This window comes from Sneathiella glossodoripedis JCM 23214 (assembly GCF_000616095.1).
Lineage (GTDB): Bacteria > Pseudomonadota > Alphaproteobacteria > Sneathiellales > Sneathiellaceae > Sneathiella > Sneathiella glossodoripedis.
This window is the reverse complement of the sequence record NZ_BAMS01000002.1, coordinates 364,067-385,201: the sequence shown is the minus strand read 5'-3', so window position 1 is coordinate 385,201 and position 21,135 is coordinate 364,067. Positions and strand designations below refer to the sequence as shown.

The 21,135-nt window shown below is 47.3% G+C and carries 12 protein-coding genes and 5 pseudogenes; 5 read left to right on the top strand and 12 right to left on the bottom strand.

From position 1 onward, the window contains the following. Nucleotides 1–158 precede the first annotated feature (158 nt). Entirely contained in the window at nt 159–1,085 is a 927-nt protein-coding gene (locus tag JCM23214_RS09980; protein WP_025898825.1) for a D-amino acid aminotransferase, read from the top strand. A gap of 96 nt (nt 1,086–1,181) precedes the next feature. After that, nucleotides 1,182–2,450 carry an MFS transporter gene (locus JCM23214_RS09975; protein ID WP_025898824.1) on the top strand — a complete coding sequence of 423 codons (1,269 nt, stop codon included), beginning with the start codon at nt 1,182–1,184 and terminating at the stop codon, nt 2,448–2,450. Between the two features lie 5 nt (nt 2,451–2,455). Here the strand turns inward: JCM23214_RS09975 and JCM23214_RS22430 are convergent, their stop codons facing one another. The 4 genes from JCM23214_RS22430 to JCM23214_RS09955 are packed head-to-tail and all read right to left on the bottom strand — an operon-like array spanning nt 2,456 to nt 7,578. Next, nucleotides 2,456–3,013, bottom strand: coding sequence for a sarcosine oxidase subunit gamma (locus tag JCM23214_RS22430; RefSeq protein ID WP_025898823.1), 558 nt, complete (start codon nt 3,011–3,013; stop codon nt 2,456–2,458). Next, nucleotides 3,000–6,023, bottom strand: a complete 3,024-nt coding sequence (locus JCM23214_RS09965) for a sarcosine oxidase subunit alpha family protein (RefSeq protein ID WP_025898822.1) — start codon at nt 6,021–6,023, stop codon at nt 3,000–3,002. Before JCM23214_RS09965 ends, JCM23214_RS22430 begins: the two co-directional genes overlap by 14 nt. Then, nucleotides 6,023–6,316, bottom strand: a complete 294-nt coding sequence (locus tag JCM23214_RS09960; protein WP_025898821.1) for a sarcosine oxidase subunit delta — start codon at nt 6,314–6,316, stop codon at nt 6,023–6,025. Before JCM23214_RS09960 ends, JCM23214_RS09965 begins: the two co-directional genes overlap by 1 nt. An 11-nt stretch (nt 6,317–6,327) precedes the next feature. Next, nucleotides 6,328–7,578, bottom strand: coding sequence for a sarcosine oxidase subunit beta family protein (locus JCM23214_RS09955; RefSeq protein WP_025898820.1), 1,251 nt, complete (start codon nt 7,576–7,578; stop codon nt 6,328–6,330). A gap of 243 nt (nt 7,579–7,821) precedes the next feature. Between JCM23214_RS09955 and JCM23214_RS09950 the strand changes: the two genes are divergently transcribed. Further along, nucleotides 7,822–9,513 carry a formate--tetrahydrofolate ligase gene (locus JCM23214_RS09950; RefSeq protein WP_025898819.1) on the top strand — a complete coding sequence of 564 codons (1,692 nt, stop codon included), beginning with the start codon at nt 7,822–7,824 and terminating at the stop codon, nt 9,511–9,513. 62 nt (nt 9,514–9,575) lie between these two features. Further along, a complete protein-coding gene (locus JCM23214_RS09945) occupies nt 9,576–10,589 on the top strand; it encodes a GlxA family transcriptional regulator (protein ID WP_025898818.1) in 1,014 nt (337 codons plus the stop codon). Here the strand turns inward: JCM23214_RS09945 and JCM23214_RS20150 are convergent. From JCM23214_RS20150 to JCM23214_RS20140, 8 genes and pseudogenes are all read right to left on the bottom strand, one after another. After that, nucleotides 10,580–12,606 (bottom strand): annotated as a pseudogene (locus JCM23214_RS20150) (ASKHA domain-containing protein). The gene JCM23214_RS09945 and the pseudogene JCM23214_RS20150 overlap by 10 nt on opposite strands. 4 nt (nt 12,607–12,610) lie before the next feature. Beyond that, on the bottom strand, nt 12,611–13,522 hold the full coding sequence (locus tag JCM23214_RS09935) for a methyltetrahydrofolate cobalamin methyltransferase (protein WP_025898817.1): 912 nt from the start codon (nt 13,520–13,522) through the stop codon (nt 12,611–12,613). An 89-nt stretch (nt 13,523–13,611) separates the two neighbouring features. Further along, nucleotides 13,612–14,699, bottom strand: a pseudogene (locus JCM23214_RS26665) (methylenetetrahydrofolate reductase). Nucleotides 14,700–14,703: 4 nt separating this feature from the next. Continuing rightward, nucleotides 14,704–15,227 (bottom strand): annotated as a pseudogene (locus tag JCM23214_RS23105) (methylenetetrahydrofolate reductase C-terminal domain-containing protein). Continuing rightward, nucleotides 15,224–15,523: a virulence factor gene (locus tag JCM23214_RS09920; protein ID WP_025898815.1), complete on the bottom strand. Its 300-nt coding sequence runs from the start codon at nt 15,521–15,523 to the stop codon at nt 15,224–15,226. The pseudogene JCM23214_RS23105 and the gene JCM23214_RS09920 overlap by 4 nt, the downstream one beginning before the upstream one ends. After that, the gene (locus tag JCM23214_RS09915; protein WP_037493231.1) at nt 15,520–16,131 is read right to left on the bottom strand and encodes a DUF1638 domain-containing protein; all 612 of its coding nucleotides are present in this window, start codon (nt 16,129–16,131) and stop codon (nt 15,520–15,522) included. Before JCM23214_RS09915 ends, JCM23214_RS09920 begins: the two co-directional genes overlap by 4 nt. A 2-nt stretch (nt 16,132–16,133) precedes the next feature. Further along, entirely contained in the window at nt 16,134–16,820 is a 687-nt protein-coding gene (locus JCM23214_RS09910) for a corrinoid protein (protein ID WP_025898813.1), read from the bottom strand. 39 nt (nt 16,821–16,859) lie between these two features. Then, a pseudogene (locus JCM23214_RS20140) lies at nt 16,860–19,297 on the bottom strand (GcvT family protein). Nucleotides 19,298–19,559: 262 nt separating this feature from the next. Here JCM23214_RS20140 and JCM23214_RS26660 point away from each other — a divergent pair. Beyond that, a pseudogene (locus JCM23214_RS26660) lies at nt 19,560–21,099 on the top strand (trimethylamine methyltransferase family protein). Nucleotides 21,100–21,135: the final 36 nt, after the last annotated feature.

Sequence of the window (21,135 nt, the reverse complement as noted above, 5' to 3'; positions counted from 1 at the left end):
ATAAAAATTAGAGAAAACGCAGAAAAACTGCCACCGGAGTTCAAAGAAACTCCTAAAACAGATCATTAAGCGGAAAAATAAAAAACGTCTATGCCACGCTTATACAACAGGGGTATAAACAAAATTGAACAGCCTTCTGAAAAATAGATAAGCATGAAATGAAAAATAACAACCATCATATCTCAACACATACTGCCGAGCTGGATCCACGAAACGACTCATTGAAAATTTTTGTCAATGGAAACATCGTCGACAAATCGCAGGCAGTTGTTTCAGTTTACGACGCAGGCTTCATGCTGGGCGACGGAATCTGGGAAGGTATTAGGCTATATAACGGAAAATGGGCATTTGTTGATGAGCATCTGGATCGTCTTTTTGGCGCCTCCAAAGCGTTGGATATGGATCTGGGGTTAGACCGCGCGGGGTTCATTAAGGCGTTGAATGATACTGCACAAGCCAACAACATGACCCATAATGTTCATGCACGATTGATGGTTACACGCGGCATAAAAGACAAACCGTTTCAGGATCCGAGATTATCAACAACCGGCCCTACAATTGTCATTATCATGGAGCATTCGAAACCTGCTTCGGATTTAATGAACACCGGAATCAAATTACATACAGTTCCAGTGGTTCGCGGTATGCCCATGTCGCAAGATCCGAAACTCAACTCTCACTCCAAACTCAATTGCATTTTGGCGGGTATACACGCGCAGAAAGCCGGTGCAGACGAAGCATTGATGCTTGATCCGCATGGATTTGTAAATACGACAAACGGTTGTAACTTTTTTATCGTTAAAAAGGGTGAAGTCTGGACATCGACAGGCGATTACTGCATGAACGGCATCACTCGCAAAAAGGTTATAGAGCTTTGCAAAATAAATGATATTCCTGTCTTCGAGCGAAACTTTTCGCTCACTGATACTTACGACGCAGACGAAGCCTTTTTAACGGGGACTTTTGGCGCACAAACTCCTGTAAGTGAGATTGACGGGCGTACTATCGGTACCGGTTCAGCAGGACCGATGACATTGAAACTACGAGAATTGTATTTTGAGCTCTTAAAAAGAACCACCACTTAAGCAAGAAAATACGGTAAAAACAATTGACGATCCAGAGTATATTCGAATACACTGAAATTCCTTTCTCGTTCGCATACATATAATCGGACATTTGCAATGACACTCCAGACTCCCGAGAGTGAAGCCTTGGCACCGCCCACTCGATCCAGCTATCACGATAAGCCCTATTCCTGGTTCCGACTGACGGTCTGCATGGTCATCGCGACAGTCGGTAGCGTTGGAATGTGGTCCATTATTGTCGTGCTTCCTTTGATCGAGGCTGAGTTTGGAGCAGACAGAGCGGCGGCATCCCTCCCGTTTACGACAATCATGATTGGATTTGGTCTTGGCAACATTATCGTTGGCAGATTAGTTGACCGACTTGGGATATTTATTCCTATGATTGTGTCAATCCTGTTACTGACGAGTGGGTTTTATCTGACAACACTTGTTTCAAACATTTGGCAATTTGCAATTTTACAAGGCGTTTTTATTGGATTGGGTACCGGTGCGTGTTTTGGCCCATTAATGTCCGATATATCCCATTGGTTTAACAAACGCCTAGGTATCGCAATTGCTGCTGCGGCCAGCGGTAATTATTTCGCGGGTATGTTATGGCCGCTCATCCTGAAGAACATTTTGGAAACAGAGGGTTGGCGATCAGCCCAGATTACAATCGCAATCACAATTTTCTGCGTCATGTTCCCTCTTGCCTTTCTTTTAAGAAAAAAACGGCCTGAGGATGAAGTAGAGCTGCCTTCGTCAGCAGCTCCCGCCCCTACAAGCCGGAAAACGGCAAACCTGTCAACTTCAACACTGCAATTCTTAATGATCGTTGCCGGGGTTTCCTGTTGCGTCGCGATGTCGATGCCTCAGGTACATATTGTCGCTTACTGCGCCGATCTGGGATACGGAATTGCACGTGGCGCAGAAATGCTCTCCTTAATGCTGGGTGGTGGCATCATTAGCAGACTTCTGTCCGGGGTTCTTGCCGATTATATCGGCGGCGTTCGGACATTGTTGTTGGGCTCCATACTGCAATGCATAGCGCTGTTTTTATATATGCCCTTTGACGGCTTGGTTTCTTTGTATGTGGTTTCGCTGGTTTTTGGACTATCTCAGGGCGGGATTGTCCCCTCTTACGCCATAATTGTTCGCGAATATCTTCCTGCTAAAGAAGCTGGCCAACGCGTTGGATTAATTGTATTTTCCACAGTTGTGGGGATGGCATTCGGAGGATGGTTATCGGGTCTCATTTACGACCTGACCCAGTCTTACGATGCCGCTTTCATAAATGGCATAGCTTGGAATTTACTTAATATTGCCTGTATGACATTTATCCTGATGCGCTCCAAACCAAGAAGATCAGCCTCTGTCGCAACCTGATAAAATCAGCAAAATTCGCGACTTGCATCAATCAAAATCTCGGCAACATATCTGGAGAATGAGTTTCTAACGTATATGTGAAATTCATTTTCCCCTGTACATTCGATAATGGCCTGAGATTTCGCCATTAGAGTTTGAGCGCAACGGGATTTATGAAAAACCTCTGGATGAAAATCAAAGTCACAACATTTGGACAATATCGTACGCGCATTTTCACCAGTTAAAGACAATATAACTCGATTTGCACTGACGTCCGTAATGGATAAATGAGCCGTTATTGACCTGATTTTCTCTATTTGCTCGCCTATCTCCTTATCCTTGACCAAAAGCCATTCCGTAGGAGACAACCAAAGCACTTTCGCCCCACCATTTCCCTGCACGACGCTATTGGGGTTTTCTGGGAACCTCTCGCCAAGCAGGATGTCAGACAAATCATTGAATTGTTTATCTTCTGGATGACAGCGAATATTCCACTGCTCTCTCATTGCTAATTCTTCTATAAAAGGAGGAAAGTCCGCTTTTATCTCCCCCAGCGGTGAAGACCAATGATTAAATTTCTCCATCAAGCCTATCCCCTTCAGGGTCATAAAATACCGGTGAAGTAATTGTTGCCCCTATCGTCGTATGTTCCAAGGGTGCGAATAATCTTTCACCCATTTTATCCAGCCCCCCACGCACAACAGCGAGTGCAATGGACCTTTCCAAGGTGGCGCTATAGTAGCTGGAAGTCACATGCCCCACCATAGGCATCGGTTTTGGAGCATATCGATCAAATACCAGTTGGGCCCCCTCGGGCAATACTTCCTTGGGGTTATCGGTTAGCAACCCTACAAGCTGTTTTCGGTTGTCAGCCCCAGTATCAGCGCGCGTGAAAGAGCGTTTTCCAATAAAGTCATCTTTCTTTTTGGATACGATCCAGTCCATTCCCAAATCTTGGGGTGTCATCGTCCCATCAGTTTCCTGACCTACAATGATAAAACCTTTTTCAGCCCGCAGGATATGCATGGTTTCTGTACCATAAGGAGCAATGCCAAATTCCTCACCCGCTTCCATGACCAAATCCCACATTTTTTGCCCAGCATGCCAGGGAACATTGATTTCATAGGATAGTTCACCGGTAAAGCTGATCCTGAAAATCCGGCACTCCAATCCATCGATGTGAGTTGTCTTAAAACTCATAAAGGGAAAATCATCCGCAGCCAGGTTCAAGTGCGGTGCCAACTTTTGAAGCAGTCTACGGCTTTTTGGACCCGCAATAGAAATTGTCGACCATTGCTCAGTGACTGAAGTACAAAACACTTTCAGATGCGGCCATTCAGTTTGCAAATATTCTTCCAACCAATCCAGAACAAGTGCCGCGTTGCCCGTTGTTGTGGTCATGAGAAAGTGATCATCAGCCAGCCGGGCGGTTGTTCCATCATCAAATACCATACCGTCTTCACGGCACATAAGCCCATACCGAACTCGCCCAACTCCAAGTTTGGACCAGGCATTTGTATAGACCAGATTTAAAAATTCGGCGGCATCTGGCCCTTTAATTTCAATTTTGCCAAGAGTTGATGCATCCAGTACACCAACCCCTTGTCGCACCGCCAAACACTCCCTGTTCAGCGATTGCTGCATGGTTTCGCCATTTCTTGGATAGTACCAGGGGCGATGCCATTGTCCCACATTTTCAAACAAAGCCCCATTTTTCACATGCCAATCGTGAATGGATGTAACCCTAATGGTATCGGACCATTTTCCAATGTGACGGCCCGCAAGGGCCCCATAAGAAACAGGTGTGTAAGGGGGGCGAAATGTGGTTGTGGGCAGCTCTGAAATTGGCTTTTTCAAAACCTGAGATAAAATCCCTAATGCATTGATATTAGATGTTTTTCCCTGATCTGTACCAAAGCCTGTCAAAGTATAACGCTTGATATGTTCGGAACTTTCAAAACCCTCCTTAACAGCAAGATGGATATCTGTTGCAGTTGTATCATTCTGAAAATCAACAAAATGTTTGGCATATTGTTGCGGATCTTCATTTTCGCCGGGTACCATCCAACAAGCTTCTATATTCTGGTCTTCAACCTCCTCAACAATTGGCATATTCTGTTGATCAGAAACCGATAAGCCGAGTGCAGTGCTTGCTTCCCTGCCCGCAGTTACTCCACTTTCAATGCATTCCGAAGTTAAAAAATCACCATTACATGAACCGGCAACATATTGATTTTGAACTATTTTTATTGGCAAATAACAAGCTTTTTCTGAATTGTATGTCAATTTGCCACCGGATTGACTGAACAGATGCACAACCGGGCTCCATCCACCAGACATTGCTACCAGATTACATGGAATTCTTCTGACAGCCCCTTCCAACCGGGATTTATCCTGACTGAATTTACGAACCTCTATAGCTTTTACCGTTTTTCGGCCTAAAGCCTTGGAAATTGCACTTCCTTTGATAACCTCAATTCCGGCTGCTTCAGCTTTTGCTGGAAGTTCTCCTTTAACCTCTGTCCGGGTATCTATGATCGCTTTTACGGTTGCCCCGCTCTCATGAAGCCGCAGCGCACTCTCATAAGCGCTGTCATTATTGGTAAAATAAACAGCTTCGCTACCGCATCTCACCTGATACCGCTCAAGATAAGCAAGCACACTGCCAGCCAGCATCACACCTGGTTTGTCATTATTTGAGAACACTATCGGCCTTTCATGAGCACCAGTGGCAAGGACCACCCGTTTTGCCCGAAAATGCCAGGTCCGCTGCCTGACTTTTCCGGCTCGCTCCTGAAGTGGTAAATGATCGGTCTTATGTTCCACAGCTACCAGATAGTTCTGATCATAATAACCAAACAAAACGGTTCTACTTAACAATTTTACGTTTGGATTGGCGGAGAGCTCGGCTTTGACACTTTCCACCCATTCCATCGATGGCTTTTGATCTATTATCCTGTCCAACTGGCGCAGACCGCCACCTAATTCGGCTCCTTCGTCCACCAAAACCACTCTCGCGCCGGCACGCGCTGCGACCAAGGCCGCGCTGAGGCCGGCGGGGCCGCCACCCACGACAAGGATATCAGGATAATCATGGATGTGATCATATATATCGGGATCGGTACTTTGCGGTGCTTTCCCCCAACCTGCAGCACGTCTGATAACCGGCTCATAAAGCTTCATCCAGAACGAGCGGGGCCACATAAATGTTTTATTGTAAAATCCCGCAGTAAATATGCGTGAAAACAACCCGTTTATGGCGCTTACATCCGTATCAACGCTAGGCCAAACATTAACACTGGAAGCTATCAAATTATCGTAGAGTTCAATTTGCGTTGCTCGAATATTAGGCTGAGTGTGACTGCCTTGTTCCAGCTGCACCAATGCACCCGGCTCTTCCGCTCCGGCCGCGATTATACCCCTCGGCCGATGGTATTTGAAACTTCGTCCAACCAAAAAAACATTATTTGCGAGCAACCCAGCGGCAAGAGTATCACCCTTCCTCCCCACATAAGATTTTCCATTAAAAGTAAATCTTATTTTATTGTTTTTATTAATTTTATCCGGATTAATTATGCGATTGAATTCACCCATTAAACGCCTCCCTTTATTGGGAAATCCGGACGTTTCTCATCTGTTTTATACACGGCAAGAATCTGATGACTAACGGTGTTTCTGATCACATTAAACCATTGTCTACATCCGTGAGAATGATACCAACGTTCCGCGAAAGCTCCTTTGGTATTTGTTCTCATGAACAGAAAATCAGCCCATTGCTGATCATCGAGCTCATCTGGCTTTTGCGGCCTTGCAATATGCGCTTCTCCACCATATCGAAATTCTGTTTCAGCTCGGGGGCCACACCAAGGGCAGGAAATATGTAACATCTTGTCTCCTCCTAGTGGGCAACGCCTGCGGCGCCATGTTCATCTATCAAGGCACCTGTTGTAAAACGATCCAAGCTAAATGGAGCATTTAAGGGGTGCGGTTGTTCCGTCGCCAACGTATGGGCAAAACACCAACCAGATCCGGGTGTCGCTTTAAAACCACCTGTCCCCCAACCCGCATTGACATAAAGTCCTTCAACGGGTGTTTTTCCAATAATCGGTGAAGCATCCGGGCAGGTATCAACAATTCCCCCCCAGCTGCGCATCATACGGACCCGACTGAAAATAGGAAAAAGTTCAAGACAGGCTCCCAATTGATGTTCAATAACGTGAAAACTACCCCGTTGGGCGTATGAATTATAACTGTCAATCCCGGCGCCCATGACCAGCTCGCCTTTGTCTGATTGACTGACATAAACATGAACTGCGCCTGACATTACGACACAATCGATAACGGGTTTTATTGGTTCTGACACCAATGCCTGCAAAGGATGGCTGTCGATTGGCAGGCGAACGCCTGCCATTTGTGCAAGAACTGAACTATGACCCGCGGCAACCAACCCTATCTTTTTGCTTTTGATAGTTCCCTTGGTTGTCTCTACACCGACCACTCGACCGTTTTCCTGATGGATACCCGTAACTTCACAATTTTGGATAATATCAACACCTAAACTGTCGGCAGCTCGTGCAAATCCCCAGGCGACACTGTCATGGCGCGCAACGCCGCCACGCCGTTGGAGGGTCGCCCCCAAAACAGGGTGGCGGGCGTCTTTTGAAATATTGATGATGGGGCAGAATTCTTTAACAGCTTCAGCGTCCAGCCATTCCGCGTCCACGCCATTTAACCGGTTAGCGTTGACCCGTCGTACACCTTCACGTACATCTCCCAAACTATGGGCAAGGTTCAACACACCCCTCTGGCTCAACATCACATTGTAATTTATGTCCTGTGAAAGCCCTTCCCAAAGCTGAAGAGACTTCTCATAAATTGCCGCGCTCTCATCCCATAAATAATTGGATCTGACAATTGTCGTGTTACGAGCTGTGTTACCACCGCCGAACCAGCCTTTTTCCAGCACGGCAATATTCCTAACCCCATGTTCCTTGGCCAGATAATAAGCGGTTGCCAGCCCATGCCCCCCGCCACCAACAATGATGACTTCATAGTCTTTGGCTGGCTCCGGACTACGCCATTGGCGAGGCCAATTCTTGTGGCCTGTCAAAGCGTTACGGGCAATTGTGAATATCGAATATTTGGTCATTACTCCCCGCTGGCTTCAGATTGATTGAAACACGGTAACATCCTTGATCCAATATTGTCATCAGCCGAGATTTTCAAAAAGTCAGTATCTGCCATTAAGTGAGCCAAATACGACACCGCTAAATATATATGCGGATGCCGCAGGGAACCGTTTGCTGAAAAGTTAGTGTCGCATCGCGAATAGCTTTAATCGTTCACTGCCTCACAATTATCGCAGGAGACACACTGGACAGGCGGGGATTAAATGGATCAGCATACTCAACCCAAAAGCGATATCGAAATTGCAAATGCAGCGCGTATGGTCAAAATACTCGATATCGCAAAAGACCGGCTAGGCATAAGTTCAGACAAACTGGAACCATATGGGCATTATAAAGCCAAAGTCTCATTGGATTATATCAACAGCATTCAAGATCGCCCGGATGGAAAACTCATTCTTGTCACAGCCATGACCCCTACCCCGGCGGGTGAAGGAAAAACCACAACAACTGTTGGACTTGGAGATGCGCTAAACCGCATTGGCAAGAAAACCATGATATGTCTTCGCGAGCCTTCCTTAGGTCCGTGTTTTGGAATGAAGGGCGGCGCAGCGGGCGGCGGATATGCCCAGGTCGTGCCCATGACAGACATCAACCTGCATTTCACGGGTGATTTTCATGCGATAGGTGTCGCAAACAACCTGCTGGCAGCCATGATTGACAATCATATTTATTGGGGGAACGAGCTGGCACTTGATGAGCGCAGAATTACCTGGCGTCGGGTTGTCGACATGAATGATCGCGCCCTTCGTTATATTGTGAATTCAATGGGTGGTGTCGCCAACGGATTTCCGCGTGAAGACCATTTCGATATTACTGTCGCATCGGAAGTCATGGCCATTTTCTGCCTTGCGACCGATCTACCAGATCTTGAAAAAAGATTAGGTAATATAATTGTTGGATTCACCCGAACACGCAAACCCGTTTACGCAAAAGATCTCAACGCGCACGGAGCGATGACTGCACTCTTAAAAGACGCGTTTCAACCCAATCTGGTGCAAACCCTTGAAAATAATCCAGCATTTATTCATGGCGGACCTTTTGCAAATATAGCCCATGGGTGTAATTCAGCACTAGCAACCAAAACAGCCCTTAAACTGAGTGATTATGTGGTCACAGAAGCTGGCTTCGGTGCCGATTTAGGGGCCGAGAAGTTTCTAGATATTAAATGCCGAAAAGCTGGTCTGAACCCAGAGGTTGCTGTGGTTGTCGCCACGATACGCGCGCTCAAAATGCATGGTGGTGTGACAAAGGAAAACCTGAACGCTGAAAATGTTGATGCCGTAAAGGAAGGGTCCAAAAATCTGGAACGTCATATTGAAAATCTGCAAAAGTTCAATTTACCGGTCATCGTTGCGATCAACAAATTTTCTGCTGATTCAGAGGACGAGATTTCAGCCGTACAAGAGATATGCGCAAATCTTGGGGTAAAGGCAATCCTGTCTGATCACTGGGGTAATGGAAGTGCTGGAGCTGAAAATCTGGCAAAAGCTGTCGCAGAGCAGCTGGAGCAACCTGCCAAGGCTATCCGGCATATATATTCCGATAAAATACCGCTTTGGGATAAGATTAAATCTATCGCCACCCAAATTTACCGCGCAGATGACATCATCGCAGACAAGAAAATACGCGATCAGATCAAAGATTTACAAAAACAGGGATTTGGAAACTACCCCGTTTGCATTGCCAAAACGCAATACAGTTTTTCGACCGATCCCAATCTGAAAGGAGCCCCCAGCAATCATGTTGTTCCCATCCGTGAAGTGCGTATCGCTGGCGGGGCTGAATTCCTAGTTGTTGTCTGCGGCGACATCATGACAATGCCGGGACTCCCTCGCGTACCAGCTGCGGATCAAATTGGGGTTGATGAGACAGGACAGATAACAGGTCTATTCTAAGCTGTCATTTTCTTCAGCAAATTTTAATTGCCCAATTCCAAGAGTTAGAGTAGCGTTTTTTCATGTATACGGATTACGCAGGTGGCTCGCCAAACCAGCTGGATGTTAGCGAGCCAGAAAAAGCCAAATATTCAATTGGTTTTTGTTTAATTCCAGAGTTTTCCTCGCTGGCTTTTATCTCGGCGATAGAACCACTGCGACTTGCGAACCGTGAAACCATTCAAAATATGTATAGCTGGAAATTCTATTCCTTTGATGGCAGGCCGGCAACGAGTAGCGCAGGTATGGAATTTGCTGTTTCTGGTGGCCTTTCCGATTTGGAAAAGCATGACTGTCTCATTGTCTGCGGCGGCCTGAATATTGCCAACCACTGCCCACCAGAGTTGCTGAATGCACTGAGAAAAGCATCCTCCTATGGCGCGGACATCGGATCTATCTGTACAGGTACATATGTTTTGGCCAAAGCCGGATTGCTCAAAGGATATCGCAGTACCATCCATTGGGAAAATACATCCGGCCTTAAGGAAGATTTTCCGGATCTGGACATTACGACGGAGCTTTTTGAAATCGACCGAAACCGCCTGACCTGCGCGGGAGGGACTGCATCGCTTGATATGATGCTGAGTTTGATAAGCTCACATCTTAATCAGGATATTGCCCTCGCTGTCGCCGACCAATTGATCCACCATCGGATACGCGAAGGGAGTGAACGTCAACGTATGGAACTTCGCGCCCGTCTTGGAATTGCTCACCCAAAACTTCTGGCTGCGATCACTTGCATGGAAAATAATCTTGAGGAACCCTATAGCTGCGGTGAGCTTGCAGTGGAAGTCGGCCTTTCCGTAAGACAACTGGAACGGCTTTTTCAAAAATATCTAGGACATTCGCCAACACGTTATTATCTCAAACTACGGCTCGACCGCGCCCGCTATCTACTCGCGCAGACCAGTCTGCCAATTATTGAAGTCGCACTCGCATGCGGTTTTGTTTCCGCCTCTCATTTTTCCAAATGTCACAGAGAGCATTTTGGACACACACCCAGTGAAGAACGACGCGTTAAAATTGTTCAGGCCTGACTGCGGCGTCTTCTGCGGCGCTTTTCACCGGTTTTATTAGTTTCCTCACCCGCTGCAAGCTCCGGCAACTGAACAACTTTTCGCAATTCTGTGTAGGGATCACTTTTGTGGGGAAAGGCCATCGCCTTAACAAAATATTCCTGAAAATCCGGCTCAATCGCGGTTTCCACTTTCTCAACTGTTTTGACTACCTGTTCAATCTCATCACGTGCGGATTGATTGAGCAGCGCAATTCGCGCCCCTGCCCCTGCGGCATTTCCCGTCGCAATCACATTTTCTGGCTTGCAATCGGGGATCATTCCCAGAACAAGAGCATATCGCGTATCAATATGGCTACCAAAGGCACCCGTTAGCAAAACCCGATCCAGCCGGTTCACCCCCATCCGATCCATCAACAATCTGGCCCCGGCATGCAAAGCAGCTTTAGCCAACTGTATCGCTCGGACATCTGTCTGGTATATTTTCACCGGATTTTCTGGATGAGGGACGAGTGTATAGCTGTATGTCCGGCCCGATGGTTCAATCAGCTCGCAGTTGGAAGCAAGCTCTCCTTTGATAACACCATCTGCTGTCATGATCCCAGCCAGATACATCTCAGCCAATGCTTCGATTATTCCGGAGCCGCAAATTCCTGTTACGCCAATATTCTTGGTTTCTTCTAAAAATCCTTCTTCATCTGACCACAGATCCGATCCGATAATCTTGAATTTGGCCCGCTTACTATCCGGATCAATCCGAACCCGTTCAATAGCGCCTGCGGTTGCCCTCTGTCCGCATGCGATTTGCGCGCCCTCAAACGCTGGCCCTGTGGGCGACGACGCTGCGAGTAGCTTTTCGCTATTCCCAAGTACCAATTCAGCATTGGTACCCACATCAACGATTAACGTCATCTGATCCTGCATATGCGGTGCTTCTGAGAGGATAACAGCTGATGTGTCAGATCCGACATGCCCCGCTATATTTGGTAAAAAATATACGCGCCCATCAGGATTAGAGCTCAATTCAATTTCACTTGCCCAAAGGGTAAGCCCTGAATTGGTTGCAAGCGCAAACGGTGCACCCCCAAGTTCAGTCGGATCTATCCCCAGCAGCAAATGGTGCATAATTGGATTTCCGACAATAACAGAATTCAGGATATCATCAGCGTGAACCCCTGCTTCGTCACATATTTTTTCAACCAGTTCATTCAGACCGGACCGAACGACCTGTGTGAGCGCCGAAGCTCCCTCCGAATTCATCATGACGTAGGAGACCCTGCTCATTAAATCTTCGCCGTATCTGATTTGCGGGTTCATCATTCCAGAGGATGCCACCACATCACCGGTAGACAGATCACACAAATGCATGGCGATTGTAGTTGAGCGACATCAACAGCGAGGCCAAAAGCGGAGTTATGAAAGCCGGACCAAATATGCGTAATGCGTTGCTGGCGGTGAACTGCAACAGTGACTTTCCAGTTATCCTCGCGCAACGTTTTTTGCAGTTTTTGCAAAGTCCGCAAATCACATTCCAGGTTTTCCAGCCCCCACTGATCATGCAGTGCCCTGCACAGCCTTTCAAAATCCCCGGTAGGATTATGCATATCCGGCTCCTGCACCGTGACATAATGCAGCCGGATTGCTGGATCCATCTCAATTTTCCGCCGGTCAGCCGTTTTGACAATCACCTGCCTGTGAACTTGACTGCTGGGCGGAACATCAATGACAACGTTTCCATACAGTCTGGAATGACAGCTGAGACGACGACCGGATTTCAGCCCTCGCCTCTCATCATATTTTTTTTCGTTTTCAGACATTTCGGAAAGAGAAGAGAATTCACTTTTGATCCCATGCTTGGGGAATTCACCTTCGATCACATCGACTTGACAGCGCCCACAGATCCCTCTGCCGCCGCAGACACTATCAATATCTACACCGAGACTGCGACCAGCATCGAGAATTTTTGTACCTTCCGCAAATTGCCCCCTTTTGCCAGATGGCATAAAAACGACCATATGCATCGGCAAATCTTCGTTCATTCGGTTAACCCCGGCGGCGACGGCGTCCTGATCGTCGCCCGCTTCCCGGAGCCTCTCCTTCTGCTCCGTCCACTGGTTCCCGAAATTTTCCGATCCAGCGGGTACAGTTCGGATCATGGCCCATCACGACATTCGCTCCCATAACTGCGTGCATTTCCGGCTCATGCAAAGGATTTGTAATCGCTGAAGTCATACCGGCACCGATCGCCATTGATAAAAAGCTGGCATTCATCCCATGGCGATTGGGCAAGCCAAAACTAAAATTGGATGCCCCGCATGTGGTATTGACCCGAAGCTCTTCACGCAATCGGCGGATGAGCTTTAATACCTGCACTCCTGCATCATTAATTGCTCCCACTGGCATCACCAGTGGATCCACGACTACGTCCGCGGGTGAAATTCCATAATCCTGCGCCCGCTCGACAATTTTCTTTGCGACCGCAAAGCGAACGTCTGGATCCTCTGATATACCACTTTCATCATTTGAAATTGCAACTACTGCGGCATTGTGTTTTTTAACAAGCGGCAAAACGGTTTCAAGGCGATCTTCTTCACCCGTCACTGAATTTACGAGCGCCTTTCCCTCATAAACTTCGAGACCGGCTTCCAACGCTGCGACGATTGAAGAATCTATGGACAATGGTACATCAGTTAGTGACTGAACCAGCTTGACGACTTCGGCAAGCATTTTCGGCTCATCTGCAAGAGGAATGCCCGCATTCACGTCCAACATATGTGCGCCAGCAGCGACCTGTGCCAATGCATCTGACTGAACACGCGAATAATCCCCTGCCTTCATTTCTTCTGCCAGCAGTTTTCGACCTGTTGGATTTATACGTTCGCCTATGACGACAAATGGACGATCAAACCCGATAACCACTTCACGCGTAGCCGATGACACAATAGTATCCGTCATAAAAGCACCTCAAATCACAAAGCAAGTCGCTAACTTGTCAAAGTATCTCCCTGCAAACTCTCGACAACTTGCTTAAAAGCGACAGACGCTCATTCAGATGCGGCAGCCACAGCATCCGAAGGATCTATTTTTTCACCAAAAGTTTCTTTGGTATGCTCTACAGCCTCTGCGACAGCTGCAAAGTCTGGATTTAGCCCTCTGCACCAAGGTTTTCTCCCTTTTAAAATACCAGACTCATGGACAATTTCCGCAACCAGCTCTTCTTGCCGATAAGCCATAACATGCGCACCAGAAACTCCCTTCATTTCCCGAATTTGCTGAAGAATTTCTATGCAAATTCTTTTACCCTCTCGTTTTTGATCTTGAGCTTTTTCCAAGCGGGTAATAATCTCATCAGGAATATGGATCCCCGGCACATTGGTTCTGATCCATCTGGCTGCACGAGCTGACGCCAAAGGGCCAACGCCCACCAATATGAAGCATTTCTCATCCAATCCCATATCCCTTACACGCGCCATATAATTTTCAAGCATTGGCAAATCGAAACAATATTGGGATTGAACGAATTGGGCGCCCGCTTCAATCTTTTTGGCAAGACGAGCTGGTCGAAAATCATATGGAGGTGCGAAAGGATTTATGCTGCGCCTAAAAACACTTTCGGCGGAGTCGTTAATTTTCGTCCAGATAAAAGGACTGATTGATCCCTCATTTGACGAATTGTGTTCAATAACGACATACAATCCAGATCAAAAACGGGTTTTGCTTCTGGTTGATCTCCAGCCTGTACACCATCACCTGTCAGGCAAAGTATGTTATTTACACCCATTGCTGCCGCACCAAGAACATTGCCCTGAATAGCAATTCGATTGTGATCACGACAAGAAATTTGCATGATGGGTGAATAGCCAACACGGGTCAGCAATGCACAGATACTTACAGACGACATGTGGCAGTTTGCACCGGATCCGTCAGTTGCATTGATACCATCAACCCATCCGTCGAACACGGCACCGCGGTCAAAAACATCATTTGGATCCGCACTGTCAGGCGGATTTAGTTCCGCTGTGACTGCAAATTCCCCTGCCCTTAAAACCTGTTCCAATCTCCCGCGGGAAGAATGCCCGGGTAAAAGGGGCAACGGTGCTTCAAACTGATCAAGTGTTATACCCGCTGCCATAATCTTAATCCGTTACTGAAAATCGGCATTCAGCCGCTTCCGATGTCGCCCTCAACCATGCGGAGCTGGCTCTCAAAGAATGGTCCACTGGTGGCTGGACCTTTTTTATATTGGCACCGCCTTGCATCTGCTGACTTCCCTGCCATGCTTCCACCCAGACGCAAGGCATATCGGTTCAACTTCGCAATTTCCGTTTGCCCGCACGCCGCCGCATGGACCATTTCGCAAGGATTTAGGACAATTCATGGGGCAGGACATTCCGGTATCACTTAAGATACAACGACCACACATTCGACAATCGAACAAAAATCCCTTGATATTTTTCTCAATAAAAACAACGGGTTTTTCTATTCTTTTATAGCCCAGGAACTTTAATATCGGGTGGCATTGCAATAACAGGCCAGCAAACAGATTATAGATTTTTTCCAGTTGCTTTGAATGCCGAACGGACCACTGCCTTACATTAAATCGCGACCGACTTCTAACAATCGGATGGTGACCATGTGGTTGATAGGCATCGGATTTCATTTTTCAGCCCATCCTCCTGATTGGATCAATTTTTCAATTTTTTGTTGATCAAAATCATCTTCGATGTGTTTCGCAACCTCGATAAGTGTCTCTTCTTTCGTAAAGTCCGGGCTTTCAATTGAGGTACGACGCCACCCTTGCAAATACCCATCTGTATCATGCACTCCTTCGCGCATCGCAGTACGATCAATTGCCTCCTGAAATCGTTCACTCAGCATCAGTTTTTCTGAACGGCGCCCTGCCTTTCGAACCAGTTGAGAAGGTATGTCCCGCCACTTGATCAAGGTTACGGTCATGCTGTTTTCTCCTGGGTTAAAAAGTTACGAACCGTCTCTAACCCGGTGAAGACATATTCAAACTCCAACCCCAGTTTCTCTGCGGCGGCTTTCGCGTCCTCAATCCGGCTACCATCCCCAAGCTGTGCGAGATACACCAGTTTTTTATAATTCCCAAAATAGGCAGTCAGTAATTCAGGATGTTTATCGAGCTTTAACCCTTGCCATACCAGACGCTCAAAATGAGTAACCAGAAAGTCTGTCAGATAGAAGCTCGCAGGTTCTTCTTCGGCCATCGCCTGAAACATTTGGCTCCCGGCGTAAAACTCATAACAATGAGCTCCGCCAATTCTTGTGGCGCCTTCACATGCCAGAACTTCATCGATACCACCTGCGGTGCCACAATCTCCATATAGAACCAAAATCTTTTCAAATGAAAATTTGTTCTCGCGAATTGCTTGTCTTAACAAATCAGGAATTTTTTGCGGCGTATTGTGCAATTTTGCTGGCAAGCACGTCAGTTTAATGTGATCAAGCCCCGGTTGCGACAGGATATAGCTGGCTTCATTTGCCAGTGCACCACAAGCAATCAACAAAGTTGTAGGCTCCTTAACCAGCTCTTTTTTCACGTTCAAGCGGCTCCTTTTTCAAGCATTTTCTCTTTTGCGAGCTCCACTGTCATTGCGGCATCACGCCCATAAGCATCTGCTCCAACACTTTGAGCGAATTCCTCATTTAAAGGCGCGCCACCAACCATAACGATATAATCGTTTCTGATGCCTTTCTCGACCATGGCATCCACCACAACTTTCATATAGGGCATCGTTGTTGTCAGAAGTGCAGACATCCCAAGAATGTCAGGTTTATGTTCTTCCAATGCTTGAAGATAATTTTCGACAGGATTGTTGATGCCGATATCTATGACTTCGAAACCGGCGCCTTCCATCATCATGATAACCAGATTCTTGCCAATATCATGAATATCGCCCTTAACCGTCCCAATCACCATTTTACCGGCCTTTGGAGCCTCCGTTTCAGCCAATAAAGGCTTAAGCACATTCATGCCGGATTTCATCGCGTTTGCACATAGCAACACTTCGGGAACAAATAAAATACCGTCACGAAAATCGATACCAACGATCCGCATTCCTTCAACCAGCGCGTCAGTTAGTATCTTGTATGGCTCCCAACCTCGATCCAGTAGAATTTGCGTTCCTTCGACTATTTCATCAGCTAACCCATCATATAGATCGTCATGCATTTGCTCGATGAGTTCTGCATCACTAAGGGCTGTTAAATCGATATCATCATCTTCCATAAAACCATCCTCTAGCCAAACAAACCCCGGTCTTCATTCCTAAGCCCGCAAACTGACATTCTCGGGATCATAGGGTGATTCAGGGATTATCTCTGCTTGGTAATCCTCGCCCAATATTTTGACCCTTAACTGAGTGCCAATTTCACAGTAATCACTCTTCACGTAACCTTGTGCCAAAGCCTTTTGCGTCCAATGCCCATAAGCCCCAGCAGTTACCCGCCCAACCATTTCTCCGCTTTGATCGAAAATTGGCTCATTACCTATGGCGTCCGCATCCTTTATTCCGAAAATCTCAAGCGCAACAAAACGCTGCGGAACGCCGCGTTCCAATTGCGCGACCAATGCATCCCGTCCTATAAATTCCCCTTTGTCCAAATGAACAAAACGATCCAAACCAGCTTCAAAAATCGTATATTCCCTCGTCAGGTCCTGTGCCCACATGCGGTAGTTTTTCTCCATCCGAAGACTATCCATCGCCCGCATCCCGCACATTCCAAGACCGAACTCTTCGCCTGCCTCAACCAAGGCATCGAAAATGTGATTTTGATATTCAATTGGGTGATGCAATTCCCAACCCAGATCGCCAACAAAGTTCACACGGAGAGCCCTGCACGGCGCAAGTCCGACCGTGATATGCTGCCCGGTAAGCCATTTGAAAGACTCGTTTGACAAATCTGCATCGGTTACCTTGGAGAGTATTTTTCTCGCATTTGGTCCTGCCAGCACCAGAACCCCATGCTGGTGGTTACGTTATCCAGCCGGACCGAACCGTCATCCGGTAAATTTATATACAGATAATCATAGTCAAACCGCTCAGCAGCTCCAGAACTGACCAAATAATAAGCGCCGGGTCCGTCCTTCATGATCGTAAACTCAGATCTGATCCCGCCGCGACTATTAAGGGCGTGACTTAAATGAATTCGACCATTTGCAATCGGAAGTTTCCGACAAACCAATCTGTTTAAATAAGCTTCTGCGCCCGGACCAGTTACCAGAAATTTTGAAAAGCTGGTAATGTCAATTAGACCGGCGTTTTGCCGAAGGTTTCTGGCCTCCGCCCCGACATGCTCAAAATAATTCGATCTGCGAAAACTCCATTGATCTTTAGGCTCTACGCCTTCGGGGGCAAACCAGTTTGGTCGCTCCCACCCGTATCGTTGACCAAACACGGCACCTCTGGCAGCCAGTCGATCGTGGCACGGGCTTTGCCGAAGCGGTCTACCAGCTGGCCGTTCTTCATCAGGATAGTGAATAACAAAGACATGTTCATAACATTCTTCATTTTTGATTTTTGTATATGGCTTGGTGGCATAGGCTCCAAATCGCCGGGGATCAACATCCATCATATCGATGCCCGGCTCTCCTTCGACTATCCATTCTGCCAGCTGCCATCCCGAACCACCTGCAGCGGTGACCCCAAAGCTGTGGCCTTCATTTATCCAGAAATTCTTAAGTCCCCAAGCAGGACCAATCATTGGACTTCCATCCGGCGTGTAGGCAATTGGGCCATTGACGATATCCTTGATCCCTGCCGTTTCGAATGAGGGGACCCGCTTGATACACGCCTCGACATGAGGCAAAAGCCTCTCCAGATCACCAGGAAACAGGTCCTGTCCGAATGTTTCCGGCACGCCATCTACAAAACAGGCGGGAGCCCCTTTTTCATAGGGCCCTAGAATATAACCCTGCCGTTCTTCACGAAGATAATAGGATGCATCACTTTCACGTAGCACCGCCATCTCTGGCAAACCGGCTTTTTTACGCTCCACTAATTCAGGGACTTCGTCAGTCACAATATACTGATGTTCAACCGGGATGACCGGGATATCAAGGCCAACCATAGATAAAGTCTGGCGGGCATAGTTACCAGTACAACTGACGACATGCTCAGCAGTGATATCCCCTTTATTGGTTTTTATCAGCCATTCACCGTTAGATTTCTGTTCAATGGCTAACACCTCGGTATGGCGATAAATCGTGCCACCGTTGTTACGCGCACCGGCTGCCATCGCGTTGGTGACATCGACCGGTGCAATATGTCCATCATCAGGATGGTAGAGCGCACCGACCAAACCATCAATGTCGGCCAGCGGCCACAATTCCTTCACTTCTGCTGGCGTAATTATCTCAAAAGGAACACCGATCGTGTTGGCAGTCCCACAATATTTCAGATATTCATCCATCCGCTCGCGGTTGGTCGCGAGCCGCAAATTACCGGTAACATGAAAACTGACATCCTGCCCGGTTTCCGCTTGCAACCTCTTGTATAGATCAACGCTATATTTGTGAATCTGACCAACGGCGTAACTCATATTAAAGAGGGGCAACAGGCCTGCGGCATGCCAGGTGGATCCAGCTGTCAGTTCCGTCCTTTCCAGCAACACTGCATCTGACCACCCCTTGTTAGTCAGATGATACAAGGTGCTGACACCGACCACGCCCCCACCGATAACAACTACCCTAGCCTGAGTTTTCATCCGCCTACCCCTTGTGCCAACGACCTGAAAGCCAACTCCCTGAGTAATTACGTTGAACTCTGTTTGTCGGCCTAGCTAATCAACTCGCGACATCAGATGTTCCTGAAACGCCATCCTGTAAGACTTGCATATTCCGTATGAAGGAATGTCTCAATTTCGTCAGGGAAGGTAGAAATAAGGCGTCTATGTGGTAGTGCAGCGTCCCTCACTCGCATTAAGGATAGTAATTAGCAAAATCATCTGCAGAGTTTGGGAGGGCTTCATGAGTGACACTAAATCCAGAGCTACAGGCAGACGTGGCCGCAACGCCAGACGTGAAGCCCGGCAACACAGGGGCAGTTCCTCAATTCCATATATTGTGCGAAACATACCCGTCAGCAATCTGGCGAGCGATGAGGCACTTGAAATCATTGAAGCGAATGCTGATCAAATACTGGAAGAAATCGGCATCTCCTTCATCGACGATCCAGAAAGCCTTCAACTTTGGAAAGAGGCCGGTGCGGATGTGAAAGAACAGCGGGTACACTTCCCAAAAGGCCTTTGCCGAGAACTTCTTAAAACCGCGCCGTCAGAGTTTACTCAACACGCCCGAAACCCCTCAAGAAACGTTCAGATTGGGGGTAATAATACTGTATTTGCGCCTGTTTACGGTCCTCCCTTTGTCGCTTCGCTGGATAATGGAAGGCATTATGGGACGCTTGAGGATTTCCAGAATTTCGTGAAACTAGCCTATATGGCACCCTCAATGCACCATTCTGGCGGCACTTTATGCGAACCTGTTGATCTGCCTGTAAATAAACGGCATTTCGATATGGTATACAGTCACATCAAATATTCTGACAAACCCTTCATGGGGTCTGTAACTGCTCCTGAAAGGGCTCAGGATAGTGTTGATATGGCATCTCTGGTTTTTGGGGACGATTTTGTTCAGAATAACTGTGTCATGCTGAACCTGATTAACGCGAACTCCCCCATGACGTTTGATGCAACCATGTTGGGCGCTCTCAAAGTTTATGCGGCGAACAATCAGGCAGCTGTTGTGTCTCCTTTCATTCTGTCAGGGGCCATGAGCCCGGTCAGTCCAGCTGGCACTTTGGCTCAACTGCTGGCTGAGGCTATGGCCGGTATGGCCTTAACCCAGCTCATAAAACCTGGAACTCCCGTCGTATTTGGAACATTCGTAAGTTCCATCTCCATGCAGTCAGGCCCCAACCTTTGGAACTCCAGAAAGTCTACTTGTCCTTAATGGGGCGGCTCAACTGGCGCGACGTCTAAACCTTCCGTTCAGGTCCGGCGGATCATTCACAGCTTCTAAACTGCCAGATGCACAGGCTGCCTACGAAAGTGCTCAAACCATACAAATGACGCTCACTTCGGGTGTGAATTTTGTGCTTCACGCGGCAGGTTGGCTAGAGGGAGGCTTATGTACGTCTTATGAAAAATTCGTTATGGATATGGATCAATGTTCCATGATGGAAGTTCTTGCAAAGGGCATCGCACATGATGAAAACGCTCAAGCCATGGATGCCCTTCGTGAAGTGGGACCTGGCGGTCATTTCTTAGGGTGTGAGCATACACAACGAAATTTTGAAACCGCTTTCTATCGCTCAAAGCTCTCGGATAACAATTCCGTCGAACAATGGGAAGCAGATGGCTCCAAAGACATGGCTGTTCGCGCAAATGCCCTATGGAAACAAATGCTGAATGATTATGAAGCACCGGCAATCGACCCTGCCATTGATGAGTCGCTTATCGACTTCATGGACAGACGCAAAAGAAGTTTTCCTGACTCAAACGTGTAAAATACTTAAATTAATAAGCTTGCTCATAATTTAAGT

What these genes read in the sequence shown, in the direction of transcription:
- JCM23214_RS09975 (WP_025898824.1), top strand. Translation starts at nt 1,182, where the DNA reads ATGACACTCCAGACTCCCGAGAGTGAAGCCTTGGCACCGCCCACTCGA.
- JCM23214_RS09945 (WP_025898818.1), top strand. Translation starts at nt 9,576, where the DNA reads ATGTATACGGATTACGCAGGTGGCTCGCCAAACCAGCTGGATGTTAGC.
- JCM23214_RS09980 (WP_025898825.1), top strand. Translation starts at nt 159, where the DNA reads ATGAAAAATAACAACCATCATATCTCAACACATACTGCCGAGCTGGAT.
- JCM23214_RS22430 (WP_025898823.1), bottom strand. Translation starts at nt 3,013, where the DNA reads ATGGAGAAATTTAATCATTGGTCTTCACCGCTGGGGGAGATAAAAGCG.
- JCM23214_RS09955 (WP_025898820.1), bottom strand. Translation starts at nt 7,578, where the DNA reads ATGACCAAATATTCGATATTCACAATTGCCCGTAACGCTTTGACAGGC.
- JCM23214_RS09935 (WP_025898817.1), bottom strand. Translation starts at nt 13,522, where the DNA reads ATGACGGATACTATTGTGTCATCGGCTACGCGTGAAGTGGTTATCGGG.
- JCM23214_RS09960 (WP_025898821.1), bottom strand. Translation starts at nt 6,316, where the DNA reads ATGTTACATATTTCCTGCCCTTGGTGTGGCCCCCGAGCTGAAACAGAA.
- JCM23214_RS09950 (WP_025898819.1), top strand. Translation starts at nt 7,822, where the DNA reads ATGGATCAGCATACTCAACCCAAAAGCGATATCGAAATTGCAAATGCA.
- JCM23214_RS09965 (WP_025898822.1), bottom strand. Translation starts at nt 6,023, where the DNA reads ATGGGTGAATTCAATCGCATAATTAATCCGGATAAAATTAATAAAAAC.
- JCM23214_RS09910 (WP_025898813.1), bottom strand. Translation starts at nt 16,820, where the DNA reads ATGGAAGATGATGATATCGATTTAACAGCCCTTAGTGATGCAGAACTC.
- JCM23214_RS09920 (WP_025898815.1), bottom strand. Translation starts at nt 15,523, where the DNA reads ATGACCGTAACCTTGATCAAGTGGCGGGACATACCTTCTCAACTGGTT.